We start from the raw sequence: 21,236 nt of genomic DNA on the forward strand, positions 1-21,236 counted from the left end.
CATGAACAGTACTGCCTCGCTTTAATATACTTCATCGACAAATGATTCCTTTACTCTTTTCCAGAAAGGAAACGGTCTAAAACGCGCGAATCTTACCTTCTCTTCTGCTACTCGATATTGAATGGACTTTACATCTTGTTGCAATAAGAACAGATGGTCAATCGTAATTTGAAAGTCAGCATCGTTCACCGGTCGCAGAAGACACGTATGATGCTGCGGAAGCACAAGTGGAGATCCTACAGTACGAAAGACGCGATTGTTGATAGATGCCATTTCTGAAAGTTGAATGGAAGGAAGTGCGGGATGAATGATCGCCCCGCCCAACGCTTTATTATAGGCTGTACTACCAGATGGCGTTGAAATACAGAGACCGTCTCCTCTAAACGTTTCAAACAGATCACCTTTTATTTCAACATTCATCACTAAAGATCCCTCTACACTTTTGACTGTACATTCATTTAGCGCAAGATAGCGGTTCTCTTTGGAACTATTTAAATAGCGAACCGTTACTTCAAGCAATGGATATTCTACAATTTGAAAAGGAGTCCTTGCAATATGGATGACGAGCTTTTCGACTTCTTCAGGGGTCCAGTCCGCATAGAAACCTAAGTGTCCAGTATGAACACCTACAAAGGCTGTTTGATCCAGGCGATCTTGATAATGATGAAAAGCGTGTAGTAGTGTCCCATCACCGCCAACCGAAATGACAATATCCGGTTCTGCTTCATCATAGTCCAGATCGAAATCACGTAAATAATTTTTGATGCGCTGCTGAAGTTGATTGGAGGTTTGATCCCCTTTTGACTTTACCGCAAATTTCAATTTAGGCACCTCGTCTAGTTTAGTTTTCAGCTTTCTTTTTGTTCATTTTCTTTCTTTTGCATAAAGATTTTCTGAGCTTCCTTAATCTCACCGCGAATTTCAGACATTTCATCATCAAGTTTGGAAGCTGCTTCAGCGGCTCGTTGGAGGCGCTTTTTGACATCATCAGGTATTTTCTTATTGTATTTATAATTCAAAGAATGCTCAATTGTCGCCCAGAAATTCATAGCAAGTGTTCGAATTTGTATTTCAACGAGCAGCATTTGTTCTCCTTGAATCGTTTGAACTGGATACTGAACGACCACATGGTATGATCGATAGCCGCTTACTTTCTGATTCGTCACATAATCTCGTTCCTCAACGATATCAAAATCTTTTCTACCACGAAGGTGATGAATGACTTTATTAATATCTTCTACGAACTGACACATCACACGAACACCTGCAATATCATGCATTTCTTCCTGCAGTCTATTGAGCGGTATGTGTTTCGTTTTGGCTTTATCAAGAATACTTGAAATCGGCTTTACTCTCCCAGTAACAAATTCAACAGGTGAATGATCATCCGCCTTTTCAAATTGCTCTCGAATGCCTTTCAATTTCACTTTCAATTCATTTACTGCTTGTTTATACGGTGCTAAAAATTCTTCCCAATTTTTCATCCAACCACCACCAACGACGATATCTATTATGACGCTGTTAGGAATACTTTCTCAACAGCTTGATTCATCACTTCTCCATAATTCGAATTATCTTTAATATTCTCAACAAGATAGGAAAGTTCCTCTTTTAGATCAGTAAGTTCTATAGATGTGTCATCCTCGGAAGTAACAACCACGTTCACGTCCTGATTGAGCACGTTTGCTAACATTGGCCATACTTCCTCTTGGAAACGAATATATGTATACCCTTCTCCCCCATCGAGTAAATACACAAATGACAAGGAGTCGGAATCCACTAACATATTTCCAGTAGCTGTATAGGAAGTAAGGTCCACTTTTTCATTCAGACCAAAGGTAAGTGTGTGATCTGATAATTCCCCTGTAATGATGTAGTATTGTTCTGGCACAAATACCTCTCCTTTCGTTATTTCCAAGTATGTATCACCTAATAGTTTATCACAATGCAGTGGGAGATTTCACCGTTGTTGTTCTGAATAAAGACATATGCCATAATTCTTTTATATTCATCTAAATGGAGGGTTCACTTATGGCACAGGAAGTAGAAATCGAATTTAAAAATATGCTCACAAAAGAAGAGTATGCCTCTTTACTTGATTACTATAAATTAGAAGAGAACATTAAAACACAAACTAATGATTATTTTGATACAAAGAATTTTATGATTCGTGAAAAAGGAGCTGCGTTACGTATTAGAAACAAGAATGACAAATTCGTATTAACATTAAAGCAGCCTGCCGAGGAAGGACTGCTTGAGACACATCAAGCCGTATCGCAAGAAACCTTTGAAGAGATCAAGAAGGACGGCACACTTCCTGATGGAGAAGTAGCATCGCAGCTAAACGAACTAGGAATTCCATCTCCGCTCCACCACTTAGGACGATTAACGACACATAGAGCTGAATACCAAACGACTCACGGACTGCTCGTCCTCGACCATAGTGAATACCTAGGGAGAGAAGATTTCAAACTTGAGTTTGAAGTCTCTGATTTCACGACAGGAGAGCGTGCCTTCACGTCCCTTCTTCATCAGCATCAAATTCCAAAGAGAAAGACAAATAATAAGATTCTTCGATTCTTCCTAGCATCCCAAGAACAGGCCTAAACGGTCCTGTTCTTTTTGTTTGGCAATGATTTCAAATCGGATTATTTGCTGTTACGTAGGGAGGTTGCTAAAATGAAATTGTAATTAAGTTCTACCTTCCAAAGGGGAAAATGAATATGAAACAAAACATGTATGATCATATCGGCGGTGCGCAGCTTGAACGGCTAGTGACTGCTTTTTATAATCGGGTTTCACAGCATCCCGAATTAAAACCTATCTTTCCAGATGATTTAACTGAAACAGCTAGAAAACAAACTCAATTCCTAACTCAATTTCTCGGAGGGCCGCCTCTATATTCCGAAGAACATGGGCACCCTATGTTAAGAGCGAGGCATCTCCCATTCGAGATAACACCCAAACGTGCGACAGCATGGCTTTCTTGCATGGAGTTAGCAATGGATGAGGTTGAACTAGACGAAGATTTACGAGAACATCTCCTAACAAGGTTAACGTTCACTGCTCATCATATGGTTAACTCGGGTGATCAGGAAGAGAAAGGAGAATCGAATTGACACCGAATGCTACTGGTTCCTATTGCGATTCTTACAATCCAAATGGACAATCCGATACAGCTTGCACGACTACATCTCAAAAAGGTAAACCTATCGAGATCTATTCATTTATTGATCCGCTTTGTCCTGACTGCTGGGGTCTCGAACCGATCATTAAGAAATTACACCTAGAATATGGACATACCTTCCGCATTAGACATCTAGTTGGCGGTAATATAAAATCATTTAACTCGTTTAAACGAAAAAATGAAGGCATCACAACACACGCTGATGTCGCTGAGCGTTGGGAACGTACAGCCAGTCGCTCTGGGATGTCCTGTGACGGTGATTTGTGGTATGAGGACCCTATGGATACCCCTTATATCGCATCAATTGCTATCAAGGCTGCAGAGCTTCAGGGAAAGCTTCCAGGATTTCGTTTCCTAAGGAAAATGAGAGAACTTCTTTTTATCCAAAAGCAAAACATGACAAAAGAAGAAAATCTAGTTCAAGCAGCAAAAGAAACCGGACTTGATGTAGAAGAATTCCAGAAAGATCTTCACTCACAAGCTGCTGTAAAAGCATTTCAATGTGACTTAAAGATCTCTTCAGAAATGGAAGTAAATGAACTTCCTACCCTTGTTTTCTTCAATGAAAATATTGAAGAAGAAGGTCTTAAAATTACAGGACTTTATGAATATGATGTGTATGTTAGAATTCTGACAGAAATGCTTAAAACAACACCAACGCCAGAGCCTCTTCCGTCGCTAGATGAATTCATGGACCGCTATCACTTTGTCGCAACAAAAGAAGTGGCGGTCGTTTACGACATGAGTTGCGACGAGGCAGATGCCGCTATGAAGAAGCTCGCCTTGAAGCAAAAGGTAGAGAAAGTGCCCGCGAAACATGGATGTTTCTGGCGCACTGTAAAAAGTTAAGATCGGGCTTCAAAAAAAGAATGAACCAGCATGGTTCATTCTTTTTTTGTTCTTACCATTCATTTACCTCTCCCCTTCCAAGTAAGTATATGCTTCATCATTTCTCATAACTATAATACGAGGAGGGAAATTCATGACGCGTTTTCTCATCTTACTAGGTGCGGCACTCATCATCGTTAGCTTTGTCATGTTTATCATGGGATTATTAAGATTTATTCCTGTGCCTATTGGTGGAGCTCTTTTGTTTCTTTCTATTCTTTTTACCGTTAGCATGTACAATTCCAGAAACCAATTCAAAGGATTTAACCGCTAAAAAAAGCCTTCTCTAGTAGTAGAGAAGGCTTTTTAGCGGCTTAGCTTATGAAACCTATTCGTCTTCGAATAACAGATTCTCCATTTCGTTAAGAATGGATTCAAATACATCTAGTGCGTCACTGATTGGTTTAGAAGAAGTCATATCTACTCCGGCCTTTTTCAAGACTTCAATCGGATAATCTGAGCTTCCTGCTTTTAAGAAATCAATGTATCTTGAGACGGCTTCATCGCCTTCTTCAAGAATTTGATTTGAGAGGGATGCAGCTGCGCTAAATCCAGTCGCATATTGGAATACATAGTAATTGTAATAGAAATGAGGAATACGCGCCCACTCAAGTGCAATTTCATCATCAATCACAAGATCGTCACCAAAATACGTTTTGTTAAGATCATAGTAGATCGAGGAAAGAAGATCTGGCGTCAACGGCTCACCATCTTGCGCTCTTTTGTGAATCGCATGCTCAAACTCAGCAAACATCGTTTGTCTAAACACGGTTCCTCTGAATCCTTCTAGATAGTGGTTTAATAAATAAAGCTTTTCCTTTTTGTCTGAAGTGTTTTCGAGCAAATAATGATTCAGTAACGATTCATTTGTCGTTGAAGCAACTTCAGCTACAAAAATAGAATAATTTGCGTATGGATAAGGTTGGTTTTCTCTTGTGTAATAACTATGAACCGAATGGCCGAACTCGTGAGCGAGCGTAAATAAATTATTCACGTTATCTTGCCAGTTCATTAAAATATATGGACGTGTTCCATACGTACCTGAAGAGTAAGCCCCACTTCTTTTACCTACGTTTTCTTGCACATCTACCCATCGGTTTGAGAAGCCTTCCTCTAAGATCTCTTTGTACTCTTCTCCGAGCGGAGCTAATCCTTTGAGAATATAATCTTTCGCTTCTTTATATGAAACCTCCATCTTCACTTCTGGTACAAGTGGTGTATAGAGATCATACATATGAATGTCATCAAGACCAAGTGCTTTCTTTCGAAGGTTTACATAGCGATGCAATAGATCAAGTCGATTGTGCACTGTTTCCACAAGGTTGTCATAGACGTCTTCTGGAATGTTATTACTATCAAGTGCAGCTTGTCTTGCCGAATCATAATTACGCACGCTAGCATAATAATTGTCTTTCTTAACTGTTCCACTTAGTGTCGAAGCGAAAGTATTCTTGAATTTCCCATACGTTTCATAGACTGCCTTGAACGCATCTTTTCTTACACGTCGGTCGCTACTCTCAAGAAAACGAATGTAGCGTCCGTGTGTAACTTCCACTTCGTCCCCATTCTCATCCTTAATCGTTGGAAACTTCATATCTGCATTATTTAACATACCAAACGTGTTGCTTGAACTATTCGTTACGTCGCTAACACCAGCCAGAATGGCTTCTTCTTCCTTAGATAAAACGTGCGGACGCTCTCGATTGATTTCGTCTAATGCTTGCTCATAAAGTTTCAGTTCTTTCTTTTCGTTCAAATACTGCTTGATGGTTTCTTCGGGTACGCTTAGAATTTCTGGTACAACAAAAGCGAGCTCACTACTCACCTGCGTCGCAAGATTAGCTGCACGATCATTAAGACCCTGGTAATGCGAGTTTGTCGTATCTTGATCATAGCGCATATGGGCATATGTATACAGCTTGCCAAGCTTAATTGTAATTTCATCTTGTTTTTGAAGGGCCGCATAAAGCGTATCTGCAGAATCGGCTAACTTCCCTTTGTATTCTTCCATCTCCGGGAGAAGTGCTTTTATTTCTTTAAATTCCTCATCCCATTTTTGATCGTTTTCGTAAATGGCTTCAAGATCCCAAGTATCTTCTACTGGAATTTCGTCTCGTTTAGGTAGAGCGTTTACTTTTTTCTCTTCCATCATTAGACACCTCCATCAAATAATTACCTCACATACATTATCGTACCATATTCCTCTTAGGATGCTTACAATTTCGCTCGACAAACGTTGCAGTTTCACACAAGTTTCCCGAGAATTTCATGATCTTTTTAGTGCATTGCTCAACTTGCTGATGAACCTCAGGTTGATAAAGCTTTTCATATCGTTCATTATCCCATTCTTTCAAAACTTTTAACCGAATTAATTGATCAACATACCCTTTTAGTGCCGCTGATACCCCTTCCCCCTGAACCATGTGCGGACTATATCTTACTTTAATAAGAGTAGCATCGATTACTTGTTGGAAGGCATTTATTAATGACTGCATAGAGAATGATTTATTTTGAGGGGTTAAAGAAAGAAAGCAAATAATAATCCACGTTTGCCATAAATAAGAGGGGGTTTCAATCCAGTAGTTTTGCGAAGATGGAATTCCAGCTTCGGAAGGGAAAAATCGAATAGACTTTCCGCTAAGATAGAGTCGTTTACGCAAGAAGTAATAAATGAATGATTTTTCACCATGGGGATTTTGACGCCAAATTTGTTTTTGCTTAAACCATATGGGCACGGATTCATGAATAGTAAAAGGAGAATGAGACTTAAATAAATCGAAATAAGAAGTAGTTGAAGCGCTGTGATAAGTGGTTGTACAGATGAATTTTGTAGGGGTTAAGCTATAGTGGATGGTTAGATTCGCGAAGGTACGTTCTTCTGGGCAATAATAGTAAATGGACGGAGAACCTCTATGGTGGGATGCTGCTGCCCAGTCCATAGCTGAAAGGTTGTGGATGAGGGAATATATTCGCTTGAGGCGCTTTGCTCCAAGAATCCATGTCACATGAATGTTTGTAGCGTTATAATCATGTGATCGTTTCGTAAGCAGTCTCGCTTCTATTGAGGCACATTGAAATTCAACCGCCGTACGAGATGAGGGGAGAAATAAATCGGGGCGCTGATTAGAGGCAATTAACACATGTTCTAATTGCACATCCTGATGATCTTCTCTTAGCCAATTATAAAGCTGTTGTTTACCGGTTAAGTGATAATTAGATTCCCGTTCCCATTCCATTTCACAAGGCGGGGACCCTTGATGGGCAAAATGCCATATCTTTTTTTCACCTAGCTTCATCACAACCCGCTCACGGCACCCAGGACAATAATAGGGTGTGGAACGCCTTAATTTCCGTAGCTCATCAAGGCTGAAGCAACGGTCGGCAAGATTGAGTAATGATCCATTTATAGTTGAAGCAGTTAACATCACAACACCTCTCTTTTATTCGTTCCTAACAATAATTCTCTTCCTAGAGAAACATCCCTCTACACTTTCTATATTTATTTGAATAAGATAACCGGTTTAACCACAAAGGATGATTCGTCCCCTTAAAGAAATGAAGAAATAAAAAAAAGCCGATTTCCATAGAAATCGGCCTCACCTTATAAGAGTGGGAAGTGTCCGCGGAGTTGTTCAAGAGCCTGCTCAGAGAGAATCTCCTTACCGTATTCATGAATGCGGTGAATGGTCAGGTCTGTTTCATATCCGTATTCTAACAGCTGACTCAATCGGTTGTCCTGATCTTCTTCTATCAATGTTTCGTCGAAGACAACATGGAGATAATAACGGTCCTCATAATGATACAATCCATTTTCAACTCCAGTTGAATCAAATCCGTGTGACAATGAAATCACATCTTCAAAGTCTCTAAATCCGATCATAAAGGAAAGCTCTTCACCTTCTAACGGTTCAGGCTCGTCTTCTGGATCTAAATTATTCTGAAGCGCAAATTTATCATCAAGAATTTTATCCATATTTTCATCGAGCGGAAGATCAAGCTGCTTATCCTCTGACATCGGAAGTTCAAGTTTGGACCCGTCATTTGACATTTGTGCACGTGTCACAATGATTTCAAGACCCTTTTCAAGTGCTTGAACTTGTATCCAGAGTGGACCCTCAAGTGAAAACTGTTCCCTTTGATGCGCTTCGTCCATCATTTCCCAGAACAATTCTTCTCCTCTTTCTCTGTCGTACCAAATTTCTTCTCGATCGAACCCTCTATTTTCAATATCTCTATACGTAATAAAGAATTTTAAAGTATTCGCATTGACGCGTTCGATTTCCATGTGCACTCTCTCCCTCCTGTTTAGTTAACCGGAAGGCTATTCCCTCTGGGATACTCCTAATTTTCTCTTTCCCTTAAGTGGCTTGAGTTTAACCACTTTTTCTCTTGTAATACCATTCTATGATAAACCATCAAAGAATGGAAATAAAAAATCGTTTGATTTTTTCACTCATATTAAACCATATACACGATATATTTATTTATGTGTATAGCTTGCCCTAAAGTGCTCCTGTCATATGATTAAAAATTCGCTATTCGGGAGTGGATTCCTTGCTTACCTTAGAAACCATGACACAGATTCTGTTTATTATCGGTATTGATATCGTCCTAGGTGGTGACAACGCAGTTGTAATCGCCCTCGCGTGTCGTAATCTCCCCGATTCTCATCGCAACAAAGCCATCATGATGGGAACAGCCATTGCTGTTGGACTTAGAATAGCACTAACCATTGTCGCTGTCTATTTATTGATGCTCCCTTTCTTATTAATTGTTGGTAGCCTCTTTCTTCTCTACATTTCCTTCAAATTGGTAATCGATAGTGAAAGTAATGAATCGGTCCAATCCACCTTTTCGTTTTGGGGAGCCATTCGAACCATCGTCATAGCAGATCTCATTATGGGGCTCGATAATGTACTAGCGATCGCTGGTGCATCCGAGGGGAAACTGCCGCTTGTCGTTTTTGGATTATTCATCTCTATCCCTATTATCGTATGGGGTAGTAGAATGATCATGCATGCCCTTGATCATTTTCCTGTTTTAATTTATATTGGCGCCGGCATTTTAGCTTTTACTTCTGCAAGGATGTTAACAAGCGCAGCAGAATTAAAAACCTTCTTTTATACATACCCTTCCATGGAAGTGGCCATCGAGATTATTTTTCTTCTCGTTGTGATTGTTGGAGGATGGTTAGTAAAGAAGGTGAAAGGGAACATTCTTTACATTTATTAAGAGCTACAAAAAAACTTCTACAGGATCTCCTGTAGAAGTTTTTATTAGGTAGCTCTGTTAATGAACCTTTAACTCGAATGAATTAAAACCGAGCATCATTATTATAAGCTAATTAATTAACGAGACGCTGTGCCTCTTGAAGTTGAAAAGTACGAACCTTGCGAGGTAGGAAACGACGAATTTCATCTTCGTTATAACCAACCTGTAGTCTTTTTTCATCCAAAATGATTGGACGGCGAAGCAATCCTGGATGCTCGCTAATTAGCTCAAACAATTCCTGTAAAGAAACCGTATCAAGATTTAAGTTCAATTCCTGGAAAGTTTTTGAGCGAGTTGATATAATTTCATCTGTTCCGTCTTCAGTCATACGTAGAATTTCTTTCACTTCTTCAATAGTAAGAGGTTCAGAAAAAATGTTACGTTCTGTAAACGGAATATCGTGCTCCTGCAACCACGCCTTCGCTTTTCGACAAGATGTGCAGCTTGGTGATGTATAGAGTGTTACCATAAGGAATTGCTCCTTTCTATAAGTAAACGTCAAATCTACATTAGAAAAATTATCTTTTCACAATTTGTATTATACCACAATTCTTATCAAATAAATAGAGGATGACAAAAATTACATAAAAGCTATACAATAACTATACAAATGATTTATGTTAAGTCTAACTCCTATATACCCCTTCTTCACGCTCCCAAACCTTTATTGTTTAAAAATGTTTGATTTTTATCTGAAAAAAGTTTCCTTCACATGATACGATTCATAAGAGATACACTAATTCTGAGGTGAATAATATGAAAAAGGCTCTGTTTCTTGTAAGTATGCTCGTCTTTGCAAGCGCTTGTACAACACAGGAAATTACAAATGAAGAAACTTCAAATGAACCGATTCCAGTCGAAGTCGCTACTGCTCAACAAAAAAACATTTCGAATGAACTTGAATTAGCCGGACAAGCTACTCCTGGAGTGACGATCCCGCTCGCTGCCCCTTCTCCACTCGAGGTAAAAGAAATAAACGTGACTGTTGGAAGCTCTGTGGAAAAAGGAGATCTCATTGCTTCTCTCGATGATTCTACAGCGAGAGAAAATGTCAACCAGCTAACGAATGCGGTCAATGAGCTTGAAAAAGCCGTTAGCCAGGCTCAAGAATTGTCTGGACAAGCAGAAAAAAGTGCTCAAGAGTTAAAAAATCTTCAAGATGAATTAAATGCTTCACTCGAACGATCTAAGCAGCTACTTAATGAACTTGATTCAGAAGAAGTGACAGCTGCTGATGTTTTAAAGGAAAGTCTTGAAGTAACCATAAAGCAGGCACAATTATCCCAAGCTGCAGCCCAGGTTCCTTCAATGTCAGCAGGTAATGTGACACAGCTTGAAACACAGTTGTCCGAAACGAAAGCAAGCCTTAACCAGGCAAGGGACGTCCTAAATGCAACTACCATTGAATCACCTATAAATGGGATCGTTTCTCAAATCAATGCTGAAGAAAATGCTGCAGCCGTGCCAAGCACCCCGCTTGCGGTCGTCGTGAATTTAAATCCGATTAACGCTGCCTTTCAAGTAAATAGCTTTCAAATTACACAGTTACAAAAAGATCAGGAAGTGAAGATCACTTTTGACGGTGTCGATGGATCTTTTGATGGGAAATTAAAAGCGATCCCACCTACAGCAAATGAACAAACGGGTTCATTTCTAATTGAGATTCCAATTGAAAACAAAGATTTAAAAATTAAAGGTGGTATGAAAGCAACTCCGACCATACAAACAGACGTCATAGAGAACGCTGTAACTGTCCCTAAGGATTCAATTATCTATGGTGATGATGAAACGTATGTTTACGCACCACAAGGAAAGAAAGTGAAACAAGTTAACGTCGAGCTAGGAGCAGAGACTGATGAAAGCATTCAAATTACGAAAGGTCTCTCAAAAGGTGATAAAGTCATCACTAAAGGTAAAGATCGTCTAAACGAAGCATCTGAAATCCAGGTACAGAAGTGAGTTGAACACACATGAATATTGCTAAGCTTTCCGTCTTTCGTCCAATTGCTATGGGGATGGTGATTATTTTCATCCTCATTATCGGAACAGTATCACTACGGAACATGCCAGTTGATCTGTTTCCCGATCTTACTTTCCCTGTTGCAGCCGTAACGGTTACATATGATGGTGCTGGTCCTGAAGAAGTTGAGAACTTACTAGCCTCCCCTCTTGAGAACGTGATGGGAACCCTACCGAATGTCGAAAGTATATCGTCCGTCTCACAAAATGGTGGTGCACTGATCCTCGTTTCATTCGAATGGGGAACAGATATGGATTTTGCCACGTTAAATATGAGGGAACAAATTGATGCAGTTAGAGACTCTCTACCTTCTGAAGTACCAATTCCTAAAGTATTGCGTTTTAATCCAAGTGATATTCCTATCATGCAACTTGGAGTGGCTGGATCGGAGGAAGATCTTACTGCAGTAAAGAAAGTAATTGAAGATCAAATTAAACCTTCACTTGATTCAGTACCTGGGGTTGCAGCTGTTACGATTGAAGGTCAGTTAGAGAAGGAAATTAGATTAACTGCTGATCCAGATAAATTAAGTCAATATGGCGTCACCCTTACAAACTTACAGCAGCTCATTGGATCAGAAAATCTTAACTTACCAAGCGGATCTATTGAAACAGAGAATAAAAACCTGCCTCTTCGCGTAACAGGAGAGTTTAAATCCGTTGATGATTTGAAAAACTTATCCGTTCCAACACAGAATGGTACCGTCAAACTTAATCAGCTCGTTGAAATCGAAGAAATGATGAAACCTGCTGTTCAAGAAAGTTTCTTAAATGGTGAGCCGGCGATTGGTTTTTCAATTCAAAAACAATCTGGAGCAAACACCGTTCAAGTAGTGAAGCAAATTAATGAGAAGCTTGAAGAAATTCAGCCTTCCCTACCAGAAAGCATGGAAATTAAAACCGTATTCGATCAGGCGAAATTTATTAATCAGTCAATCCGTGCTGTTGTATGGAATATTATTATTGGAAGTCTTTTAGCTTCTGCCGTTCTATACCTGTTCTTACGCAATATTCGCAGTACGCTAATTATCGGTTTATCAATACCTATTTCGATCGTGGGTGCATTTATTTTAATGTATTTCTCAGGTCAAACGATCAACCTCCTAACACTAGGAGGCCTCGCGCTCGGAGTTGGAATGATGGTAGACAACTCTATTGTTATTCTAGAAAACATTTACCGACTAAGGCAGGAAGGTAAATCACTGAAAGAAGCGGCAGTAGATGGTACGAAAGAAGTTGGTAGTGCAATCATTGCATCTACACTCACTACAGTTGTAGTATTCTTACCAATTGTATTTGTTACTGGGCTCGCAGCCCAGCTCTTTAAACCATTAGCGCTAGCTGTTACCTTCTCACTATTAGCGTCTCTATTTACAGCACTTATTATTGTGCCACTATTATCATCTCTTCTGATGAACCGAAACGAATCCAAATCGATTTTTCAACTTAAATTTGATCGGGTTAATCAATGGTATCGTCGAGTATTAGATAAAACGCTGTCTCATCCTAAAAAAACAATCGGCTTTACCGTTCTGCTCCTTGCTATTTCAGCAGCCGGAACGCCTTTTATTGGGACAGAATTCCTTCCTGCACAGGATCAGAGCTTTGTGAATATATCAGCGAACCTTCCTGCAGGAAGCTCGCTTGACGCCACTGAAACCGTCACAGAGGAAATTGATAACGTCTTAAAGTCGATTCCTGAAGTTGACTTATCCTATTTAACAGCTGGAGGAACCGACAACTTTAGTGTTGGAGCTGGCAGTCAAACGAACCGGGCTAGCTACAGCGTCCTGCTCGTTCCAATCAATGAGCGAGATCAATCTGACTTAGAAGTAGCCGAAGATATACGAAAGAAGCTTAAAGGTATACCGAACGCCGATATTTCTGTATCTGCCAGTGATTCTGGATTTAGCGCTGATCCTATTTCAATTAACATCATCGGACCTGAGCTTGATGTTTTGAAAGAACTTTCGGATGATGTGATGGAGAGCTTATCAGAAGTCGATGGCGTAAGAGAACCAACTTCGAGTATCGAATCCAATAATCCAGAAGTTCAAATTCTAATCGATCGTGAGAAGGCTGCGAGCTATGGAATAGGCAGCTCACAAATTTCAACAACGATTTCTAATGCCACAAAAGGGCTTGTAGCGAGCAATCTTGCAAGAGATGGCAATCAATTAGATATCCGCTTAGCAGTTGAAGATAAATATACAGATTCCCTTGATTCTCTATCTAGCCTATTAATCGAGACTCAAACTGGGGAAAAAATCCCCCTTTCTGCTGTTGCCGAAATTAAACGGGGGCTTGGTCCATCGGAAATTACACGTTCGGATCGATTAAGACAAGTGGAAATAACGGCGAGTCTATTGGGTCGAGATCTTGGAACGGTTACAGATGAAATTCGCGAAAAACTAGTCAAAGACGTTCCGCTCCCTGGTAATTCATATAAAATTACTTTTGGTGGACAAGATGAACAAATGAATGATGCTTTCTTTAAATTGTCCGGTGCTCTTGCTCTTGCCATTGTTCTTGTTTATATGGTTATGGCAGGACAGTTTGAATCATTTCTCTATCCGTTTATCATTATGTTTTCTGTTCCACTCACAGCTATTGGGGTTATTTTCGGACTCCTTATCTCCTTCCAGCCTCTTGGAGTTGGTTCACTCGTTGGTATGCTTATTTTAACGGGGATCGTGGTCAATAATGCGATTGTACTCGTTGATTATATTAATAAGCTTCGTGAAACAGGGATGGGAACTCGTGAAGCGATTTTAGAAGCAGGACCTATTCGCTTAAGACCGATTTTAATGACAGCCTTAACGACGATTCTTGGTCTGGTTCCTTTATCACTCGGGTTTGGTGAAGGTACAGAAATACAGCAACCGATGGCCATCGTCATCGTATTCGGATTGAGTGTAGCAACATTTATAACATTAGTATTTATTCCTGTTGTTTATTACTTGATTGATCTACGTCGTCAGAAACGATTAGATAAAAAATTAGAAACAAATGAATAGAAAAAAACCGAAAGCCAGTTTTAAGGCTTTCGGTTTTTTGTTACATTTTTTATGCAGATGTTCTCGTATTTGAGGCGGGCTCTTTCGAAGACTGCGGTTTCCAGGTTTTCCATCGTCGTTTCAATAAATCCTTCAACCATTCGCGCTTCTTTTGCTTTTTCTTCTCACGATTCTTCATAAGAAGGTTCCCTCCTGATCGAAAACAATACTCTTACTCTTCAATGAGTTCCTTATCTTCTTTAAGACTCAGCACTTCTTCGACAGGCTGATAAGACTCACCATACAACTGCATATCTTTGTAAGTATGAATCTCCTGATACGTATGCTTCATCGCTTCGTAAATTTCTTTCTCACCAGCTTCGTTTGGAGACCAGAAAAGAATTTCCATTTCATTAATCTCGTTTGTAGCAAGAGATCTTCTTCGGTAGCCAATTGACTTCGCGTGTTTAAATCCTTCTCTCAAATAAAAGCGCTGTCTTTTTTCAGTATCCGTTTCATCGTAATCAACAGGCTCTACCTCGAGGATAATTGGCTTATTCTTTCCTTTAAGTTCTTCAATTAATTTCTTTCCTAGCCCCTGACCTCTGGCATCCTTGGAAACGAAAATATAATCCACGAATATGAAATCAGGAAGATCGGCATACATTAGAACATGGTGCGGTCCCTCGTCCTTATTGTAAATGTCACCTTTTTCTTCAAGCAGTAAGTCCATATGCTCTTTTGATTTCATCTCTTCAATGGGGAAATATTGCTTCAGCTTCTCATACCAGTTCATTGATCTACTCCCTTTTAAATTAATTCGTCACTAATAGTATAACACATTTATCCAGTAAAATAGTGCTAAGCTAGATAAGGCAGTAGTTATTTTCCCCTCTTCTCAGTTATGTAAACATACTGTACACTAATATCAAACATGCTAAGGAGGAATGAAATGAACTTTTTTGCTGAGTTTATCATGCTCGCTATTCTACTCATTAGCTTCACAGCATTTATTGCTATCTTCTTAAATGCTTCAGGACGCTTCATTTTTTCTAAAGAAAAAACCTCCTTCCAACACCCTTTAGAGGATAGTCAGAAAAACTGGAGGAAATTAACGAAAGATTCATTCTAAACCAGCGCATTGAGCGTTAGCGGGAAGGGAATCGTATATAGAGAAAAAGGATTGCCTTCAGAGGCAATCCTTTTCTTTACGTATCACGGTGTATAGTCGACATTCTTTGTATAACTATTGCTTGCGTCCCAAAGTAGATATTCATTAATACCATTGTCTTTCAAGGCTTTAATTTGGGCTTCTACTTCCGCCTTTCCGTAATTCAAGTAATTCCCACTACCAAGATAACTTGCAGTGAAATCCTGAATCCATGGACGACTTGTAGGAGCATCATCCAATTTGCCTAATACTTCATTCTCTACTTTTGCATACTCATTTATTAAGTTATACGGTTCCAAATCAGGCTTTGAAATTCCAAAATAGGATCCCCAGTGACTTGGATAAATCATAGATGAAATAACATCAACGTTACTAGAAATTTTAGAGAAATTCTGCCCGATACCAGGCGCTTCAGGAATCGTTGCTGAGTAACCAAAAATATCAACCGATACATCAACATCATACTGCTCAAGCTTCGAATTCGCATATGCTACAAAGTCCGTTACAGCCTGCACACGTTTTTGAACATTATCCATATCCATATCAGCATATTTGCCCATCGAATATTCTAATGTGTCTTCACGTGTTTCAAACCCTTCTGGGAAACGGACGTAATCAAATTGAATTTCTTTGAAGCCCATTTTAGCTGCTTCAATTGCAATTTCAACATTGTAATCCCATACCTCTTCCTTAAATGGGTTAACAAATGCTTCTCCACGTCCATTTTTCCAAACCGAACCACCTTCTTTATATGAAAGCTCTGGTCTTGCTTCTGCAAGCACTGTATCCTTAAATACAACTACTCTCGCAATTGGATAGATCTCGTTTTTCTCCATCTCTTCTAAAACCTTGCGAGGATCTTTCATATAAGGTTTGCCAATCTCATACTCTGCTAATGGAGAATCCTTCTTTGGTTCATATGTAAGATTTCCAAAATCATCTTTAAGATCGATGACCATTGCATTTAAATCTGTAGAGTTCACAAATTCTGTGAGCTTACTGAATCGACTTCCACCTGCTGAATTCCCTGTTACATAAATACCTCGAACTGCATCGGGATATTCGAAATCTAGACCAGAATCATAAACGAATCTTGGTAGTCGATCTGGTAACGTTAGTTCCTTTTTTTCTGTTTCAATCCCTTTAAGATTTGTCGCTGATAATGCTTCATCTGCTTGTACCGATTGCCCGAAAACAGAAAAAAGCAAAACTGACGCGAGCAGGCCTTTCAACCCCACATTAAAAATACGCACAGCTTCTCTCCCCTTTATTAGTTTGCCTCCTCTATTATAAGATGAATATACGCTCTTTGAAAGAACTTCCAGTAAAATTTCTCATGTCTTTTTCGTGAACAATATAAATTGCTTTATTTTTTATCAAATGGTATGATATTTAGAAAAATAAATTTAGATTGGTGAGGAGGCCATAACCATGAGAAACGTAACACTAACTGATATTTATCAACTACCATTTGCACGAAAGTATTTAAAACGCGCTGGATTGGCTCATGCGATTACTGTGGCCAAACACGCTTATCATTTCGCAAGTGAACACGATGTCAATCCTGATCTTGCTGCAAAAGCAGCATTACTTCATGATATTGGTCACTATACATGGTACCGAAATGGAAAATGGGATTATAACTTATATAAACAGAATGACATTCATGCAATCAAAGGGGCTGAACGCGCTCACAAAATGCTGATACGACTTGGTGAAAATCCAGTTTCAGCAAAGGAAATTGCCGTCGCAATCCTATTCCACACGGATTCCTACTTCATGGGAACGGTAAACCGTAACGCCCTTCAAGAAGTAGTTGCAATGGCTGATGAAGCGGACGAAGAACCTGGTGGTAACCACCATTATAAAGTCATCTCTGAAGAAGAAGCGAGAAATGAGCTCGCTGCACTCGATCAATTGATTGAACAAAGCTTGAACAATCAAAATGAGTGGCAGCAAAGTGTTTAAGATCCACTATAGCTCAGGAAAGGGATCTCAATGTGTAAATCCTTTCCATCCCTTTCCCTTATCTCCCCTTCCCACTTCTTTACAAAAGTCATTCCATACTCACTATTAGGAACACTCATAATAATCCTCTGCTTTCTCTGCTTATAAGCCAATTGAACGATAAATTCGTACAGACCCCACCTCTTCTTTTCATTGCCTTTATTAAAAAATTCTACAACTTCAACGTATTCTTCATATGTTTCAATCCAAACATATCCTACGGTTTGTTCTTTTTCTTCAAACAAGTATACGATAGAATGAGAAGAAGGTTGTAACTGTAACCTTGCCATATTTTCTGATCTAATCGAATCTAGCGTTTCTTCATCAAATTCGCAATTGTAAGTGTAAAAAATCATATGGATCCTCCTCTATTTTGCTTTGTATGATTTCACAAAAGGTATCTCAGTAAAACGAACAAAGTAACTACAGCTTTTCTGAAAGGAGAGTTTATGAACAAATTGAAACTTAGTTTACTTATTTCTACTTTTATTCTGTGCGGACTTATTTTAGTAGACTATTCGCTTCCAGTTGACTTATCCCTTTATGTAAAAGGATTTCTGAATGTCCCAATTCTACTCTACATAGGTTATCTAGTCATAAAATTTCGTCATAAAAAGCACTAAAAAAGGACCTCATTTCAGTTGAAATAAGGTCCTTACCTTTTAAACTGTTACTCGGTACTTTTGGTACTCTTCTTCAGTACAAGCGATCCAGTGTCCTTCCACAACTTCACGAAGAACTCGTTCTTCTCCATTTTCAGGAAGGTGCTTATCAGGATCATAAACTTTACGTTTTCTAGAACGCTCATATTCCGGATCCGGAAGTGGAATCGCAGAAAGAAGAGACTGCGTATAAGGATGTAGTGGGTTTCGATAAAGCTCTTCACTTTCAGCAAGCTCAACGATTTGGCCACGATACATAACACCAATACGATCACTAATGTATTTCACCATAGAAAGGTCATGCGCAATAAACAAATACGTTAAGCCTTTTTCTCTTTGAAGTTTCTTCATCAAGTTAACAACCTGTGCTTGAATCGAAACGTCTAGAGCAGAAATAGGCTCATCCGCAATAATAAATTCTGGATCAACCGCAAGAGCACGAGCGATTCCGATACGCTGTCTTTGCCCACCACTAAATTCGTGAGGGTAGCGGTTCGCATGTTCTTTGTTCAATCCTACTGTTTCAAGAAGTTCAACCACTTTGTCCATACGAGCTTTCTTAGACGTTGCAAGACCGTGAATATCAATGCCTTCAGCAATAATATCAGAAACGGTCATTCTCGGATTTAAAGAAGCGTATGGATCCTGGAAGATCATCTGCATTTTTTGATTAAATTTCTTAAGTTCTTTCGCAGATTTCTTTCCATGGACATCTTCTCCATTAAATCGAACTTCACCGTCAGTTGCATCGTATAGGCGAATAATGGTACGTCCAGTTGTGGATTTCCCACAACCAGACTCTCCAACTAGACCGAACGTCTCACCTTTATAAATATCAAATGTTAAGCCATCAACAGCTTTTACTGTGCTTTTACCTACTTTAAAATGCTGCTTTAAATTTTTAATTTCTAGGAGTTTTTCTTGACTAGACATTCTTACCACCATCTTTCGCGCCAATGATCGGCTCACTTGGAGCCATTCCCTGCATACGTTTTTTAATTGCTGCAGGCGGTTCTACTTTAGGTGCTTTCTCGTGCAATAGCCACGTTGCTGCATAATGCGTATCTGAGATCTTAAACAACGGTGGCTCCATTTCTGTATCAATCTTCATTGCGTATGGATTACGCGGAGCAAATGCGTCACCTTTAGGTGGATCAAGTAAATCTGGCGGTGATCCTGGAATAGCAATAAGCTCTTCATCCGTTGAGTCTAGACTTGGCATTGAACCAAGAAGTCCCCATGTGTAAGGATGCTGAGGGTTGTAGAAAATTTCATCTACAGTTCCAGTTTCAACAATTTTACCTGCATACATAACCGCTACACGATCTGCGATATTAGCTACAACCCCAAGGTCGTGAGTAATAAAGATAATCGACGTGCCCATTTTTTCTTGAAGATCATTTAGTAGCTCAAGAATCTGAGCCTGGATTGTAACATCTAGAGCTGTTGTCGGCTCATCTGCAATAAGAACACGAGGGTTACATGCAAGAGCAATGGCAATAACCACACGCTGTCTCATACCACCTGAAAATTGGTGTGGGAATTCATTTACTCTTCCCTCTGCATTCGGAATACCAACAAGTTTCAAAAGCTCGATCGCACGTTCCTTCGCTTCTGATTTACTCATATTTTGGTGCTTCACTAGACCTTCCATGATTTGCTTCCCAATAGTCATGGTCGGGTTAAGTGAAGTCATTGGATCTTGGAAAATCATTGAGATTTCAGACCCACGAATTTTTTGCATTTCCTTTTCGGACAGTTGAGCAAGATCACGATCACCGAACTTAATCTCACCTTCTTTAATACGTCCAGGAGGATTTGGAATCAAGCGCATAACGGCTTTCGATGTTACAGATTTCCCTGATCCAGACTCTCCTACAATTGCTAATGTTTCACCTTTATTTAAATGGAAGTTTACTCCACGAACGGCTTGTACTTCTCCAGCAAACGTATCAAAGGAGACGTGCAAATCATTCACTTCTAGAATCTTTTCCATTCTAATCCCCCCTATTTACGTAGCTTTGGATCAAATGCATCTCGAAGGCCGTCACCAAGAAGGTTAAAGGCAATCATAATCAATGAAATGATAATTGATGGCCATAGCACAAGATGCGGATAAATTTGTAGACTCTTAAATCCATTGTTAATGATGGAACCAAGTGAAGCTTCAGGAGGTCGTAGTCCAAGGCCGATAAAGCTTAGGAATGCCTCGAAGAAAATCGCACTTGGAATTGTAAACATTGTTGTAATAATAATTTGTCCGAGTACGTTTGGAATTAAATGTTTCCCAATTACTCGTCCACTTGTAGCTCCTAAAGTACGAGAAGCGAGAACAAACTCTTGAGTTTTAAGTTTTAAAACCTGTCCTCGAACAATACGCGACATTCCTATCCACCCTGTTACCGAAAGTGCGAGAATAATTGAGAATATTCCAGGCTCAAATATTAAAATAAATAGAATAATTAATATTAGATTTGGAATACCTACTAAAACTTCAATAATACGCTGAAGAATGTTATCAACTCGCCCACCATAATAGGCAGAAATACCACCATATGCGACACCAATTACAAAATCAATAAAGGCTGCTGCTGCAGCGATGAATAGCGAAATTCGCGTCCCCTGCCATACTCGTGTCCACTGATCTCGGCCGAATTCATCCGTACCGAACCAGAAGTATTCGTCTTCATAGCCTTTAGCTTCATACTGATCAGTTCCGCGAATATCAACTCCGTTAACTCCTAGAAAATCAATATTTTCAAGGACTGGAACTTTAGCAGGAAGCTTCGCTCTCGTTAATTCTTGCTGCGAATATGAGTGTTCATTCATTCCAGGTCCGAAAATCGCCAATAAAATAATGGCAATAATGATAACTAGTCCGGTAATAGCCCCTGGATTCTTTTTTAATCTTCTCCACGCATCTTTCCAAAATCCTGTACTTTCACGTGCTATTTGTTCGTTTTCAGAAGAATCAATTTTAGCGGGTTGAAACATGTCGTCTGAGATATCATGTAGCTTTTCTTGTTTCATACTCA

Annotated in this window: 23 protein-coding genes; 9 read left to right on the forward strand and 14 right to left on the reverse strand. The window is 39.4% G+C overall.

Annotated features, from left to right (window positions below; genetic code table 11):
- Positions 1–21: 21 nt before the first annotated feature.
- From ACIFPW_RS03620 to ACIFPW_RS03630, 3 genes are read right to left on the reverse strand one after another with little or no spacing between them, the layout of a single operon-like run.
- Positions 22–822: an NAD kinase gene (locus ACIFPW_RS03620; protein WP_194222277.1), complete on the reverse strand. Its 801-nt coding sequence runs from the start codon at positions 820–822 to the stop codon at positions 22–24.
- 26 nt (positions 823–848) lie between these two features.
- Entirely contained in the window at positions 849–1,484 is a 636-nt protein-coding gene (locus ACIFPW_RS03625) for a GTP pyrophosphokinase (protein WP_194221210.1), read from the reverse strand.
- A 26-nt stretch (positions 1,485–1,510) separates the two neighbouring features.
- Positions 1,511–1,918 carry a hypothetical protein gene (locus tag ACIFPW_RS03630; protein ID WP_194221209.1) on the reverse strand — a complete coding sequence of 136 codons (408 nt, stop codon included), beginning with the start codon at positions 1,916–1,918 and terminating at the stop codon, positions 1,511–1,513.
- 113 nt (positions 1,919–2,031) lie between these two features.
- On the opposite strand from ACIFPW_RS03630, the gene ACIFPW_RS03635 reads away from it, so the two are divergent.
- From ACIFPW_RS03635 to ACIFPW_RS03650, 4 genes are all read left to right on the forward strand, one after another.
- Entirely contained in the window at positions 2,032–2,607 is a 576-nt protein-coding gene (locus ACIFPW_RS03635) for a CYTH domain-containing protein (RefSeq protein ID WP_430242088.1), read from the forward strand.
- A gap of 116 nt (positions 2,608–2,723) precedes the next feature.
- Complete coding sequence (locus ACIFPW_RS03640; RefSeq protein WP_404682403.1) at positions 2,724–3,119, forward strand: globin; 396 nt, start codon at positions 2,724–2,726, stop codon at positions 3,117–3,119.
- Between the two features lie 92 nt (positions 3,120–3,211).
- Positions 3,212–4,036 (forward strand): ClpXP adapter SpxH family protein, encoded by an 825-nt coding sequence (locus ACIFPW_RS03645; RefSeq protein WP_430242413.1) that lies wholly within the window; start codon positions 3,212–3,214, stop codon positions 4,034–4,036.
- A gap of 133 nt (positions 4,037–4,169) precedes the next feature.
- Positions 4,170–4,349 carry a hypothetical protein gene (locus tag ACIFPW_RS03650; protein WP_430242090.1) on the forward strand — a complete coding sequence of 60 codons (180 nt, stop codon included), beginning with the start codon at positions 4,170–4,172 and terminating at the stop codon, positions 4,347–4,349.
- Between the two features lie 54 nt (positions 4,350–4,403).
- Here the strand turns inward: ACIFPW_RS03650 and pepF are convergent, their stop codons facing one another.
- The 3 genes from pepF to mecA form a co-directional block, all read right to left on the reverse strand.
- Positions 4,404–6,227, reverse strand: coding sequence for an oligoendopeptidase F (gene pepF, locus ACIFPW_RS03655; RefSeq protein WP_430242092.1), 1,824 nt, complete (start codon positions 6,225–6,227; stop codon positions 4,404–4,406).
- Between the two features lie 34 nt (positions 6,228–6,261).
- Positions 6,262–7,500 (reverse strand): competence protein CoiA, encoded by a 1,239-nt coding sequence (locus ACIFPW_RS03660; protein ID WP_430242094.1) that lies wholly within the window; start codon positions 7,498–7,500, stop codon positions 6,262–6,264.
- Between the two features lie 176 nt (positions 7,501–7,676).
- On the reverse strand, positions 7,677–8,360 hold the full coding sequence (mecA, locus tag ACIFPW_RS03665) for an adaptor protein MecA (protein WP_194222276.1): 684 nt from the start codon (positions 8,358–8,360) through the stop codon (positions 7,677–7,679).
- A 287-nt stretch (positions 8,361–8,647) separates the two neighbouring features.
- On the opposite strand from mecA, the gene ACIFPW_RS03670 reads away from it, so the two are divergent.
- Positions 8,648–9,307: a TerC family protein gene (locus ACIFPW_RS03670; RefSeq protein WP_430242415.1), complete on the forward strand. Its 660-nt coding sequence runs from the start codon at positions 8,648–8,650 to the stop codon at positions 9,305–9,307.
- A gap of 112 nt (positions 9,308–9,419) precedes the next feature.
- On the opposite strand, the gene spxA is transcribed toward ACIFPW_RS03670, so the two are convergent.
- Positions 9,420–9,815, reverse strand: coding sequence for a transcriptional regulator SpxA (spxA, locus tag ACIFPW_RS03675; protein ID WP_098443134.1), 396 nt, complete (start codon positions 9,813–9,815; stop codon positions 9,420–9,422).
- A gap of 287 nt (positions 9,816–10,102) precedes the next feature.
- On the opposite strand from spxA, the gene ACIFPW_RS03680 reads away from it, so the two are divergent.
- Together ACIFPW_RS03680 and ACIFPW_RS03685 are read left to right on the forward strand one after the other, a co-directional pair.
- A complete protein-coding gene (locus tag ACIFPW_RS03680) occupies positions 10,103–11,305 on the forward strand; it encodes an efflux RND transporter periplasmic adaptor subunit (RefSeq protein ID WP_430242096.1) in 1,203 nt (400 codons plus the stop codon).
- 11 nt (positions 11,306–11,316) lie between these two features.
- The gene (locus ACIFPW_RS03685; RefSeq protein WP_430242098.1) at positions 11,317–14,382 is read left to right on the forward strand and encodes an efflux RND transporter permease subunit; all 3,066 of its coding nucleotides are present in this window, start codon (positions 11,317–11,319) and stop codon (positions 14,380–14,382) included.
- Between the two features lie 49 nt (positions 14,383–14,431).
- On the opposite strand, the gene ACIFPW_RS03690 is transcribed toward ACIFPW_RS03685, so the two are convergent.
- On the reverse strand, positions 14,432–14,560 hold the full coding sequence (locus ACIFPW_RS03690) for a hypothetical protein (protein WP_255462008.1): 129 nt from the start codon (positions 14,558–14,560) through the stop codon (positions 14,432–14,434).
- Positions 14,561–14,593: 33 nt separating this feature from the next.
- Positions 14,594–15,157: a GNAT family N-acetyltransferase gene (locus ACIFPW_RS03695; RefSeq protein ID WP_194221199.1), complete on the reverse strand. Its 564-nt coding sequence runs from the start codon at positions 15,155–15,157 to the stop codon at positions 14,594–14,596.
- Positions 15,158–15,313: 156 nt separating this feature from the next.
- Here ACIFPW_RS03695 and ACIFPW_RS03700 point away from each other — a divergent pair, with 156 nt between their 5' ends.
- Positions 15,314–15,493 carry a hypothetical protein gene (locus ACIFPW_RS03700; RefSeq protein WP_226612615.1) on the forward strand — a complete coding sequence of 60 codons (180 nt, stop codon included), beginning with the start codon at positions 15,314–15,316 and terminating at the stop codon, positions 15,491–15,493.
- Between the two features lie 83 nt (positions 15,494–15,576).
- Here ACIFPW_RS03700 and ACIFPW_RS03705 read toward each other — a convergent pair whose 3' ends face one another.
- Complete coding sequence (locus ACIFPW_RS03705; RefSeq protein WP_430242101.1) at positions 15,577–16,785, reverse strand: putative glycoside hydrolase; 1,209 nt, start codon at positions 16,783–16,785, stop codon at positions 15,577–15,579.
- A gap of 178 nt (positions 16,786–16,963) precedes the next feature.
- On the opposite strand from ACIFPW_RS03705, the gene ACIFPW_RS03710 reads away from it, so the two are divergent.
- On the forward strand, positions 16,964–17,500 hold the full coding sequence (locus tag ACIFPW_RS03710; protein WP_430242103.1) for an HD domain-containing protein: 537 nt from the start codon (positions 16,964–16,966) through the stop codon (positions 17,498–17,500).
- Here the strand turns inward: ACIFPW_RS03710 and ACIFPW_RS03715 are convergent.
- From ACIFPW_RS03715 to opp3C, 4 genes are all read right to left on the reverse strand, one after another.
- Positions 17,497–17,895, reverse strand: coding sequence for a hypothetical protein (locus ACIFPW_RS03715; protein WP_430242104.1), 399 nt, complete (start codon positions 17,893–17,895; stop codon positions 17,497–17,499). The two genes, ACIFPW_RS03710 and ACIFPW_RS03715, sit on opposite strands and share 4 nt — an antisense overlap.
- Positions 17,896–18,201: 306 nt before the next feature.
- Positions 18,202–19,134, reverse strand: a complete 933-nt coding sequence (locus ACIFPW_RS03720) for an ABC transporter ATP-binding protein (protein ID WP_430242106.1) — start codon at positions 19,132–19,134, stop codon at positions 18,202–18,204.
- Entirely contained in the window at positions 19,127–20,197 is a 1,071-nt protein-coding gene (locus ACIFPW_RS03725; protein ID WP_194221193.1) for an ABC transporter ATP-binding protein, read from the reverse strand. The genes ACIFPW_RS03720 and ACIFPW_RS03725 overlap by 8 nt, the downstream gene beginning before the upstream one ends.
- A gap of 11 nt (positions 20,198–20,208) precedes the next feature.
- Positions 20,209–21,231, reverse strand: coding sequence for an oligopeptide ABC transporter permease (gene opp3C, locus ACIFPW_RS03730; protein WP_226613129.1), 1,023 nt, complete (start codon positions 21,229–21,231; stop codon positions 20,209–20,211).
- Positions 21,232–21,236 lie beyond the last annotated feature (5 nt).

Origin of the sequence: Pseudalkalibacillus sp. NRS-1564 (assembly GCF_050467905.1) — a bacterium.
In the GTDB taxonomy this organism is placed as follows: domain Bacteria; phylum Bacillota; class Bacilli; order Bacillales; family Guptibacillaceae; genus Guptibacillus; species Guptibacillus hwajinpoensis_B.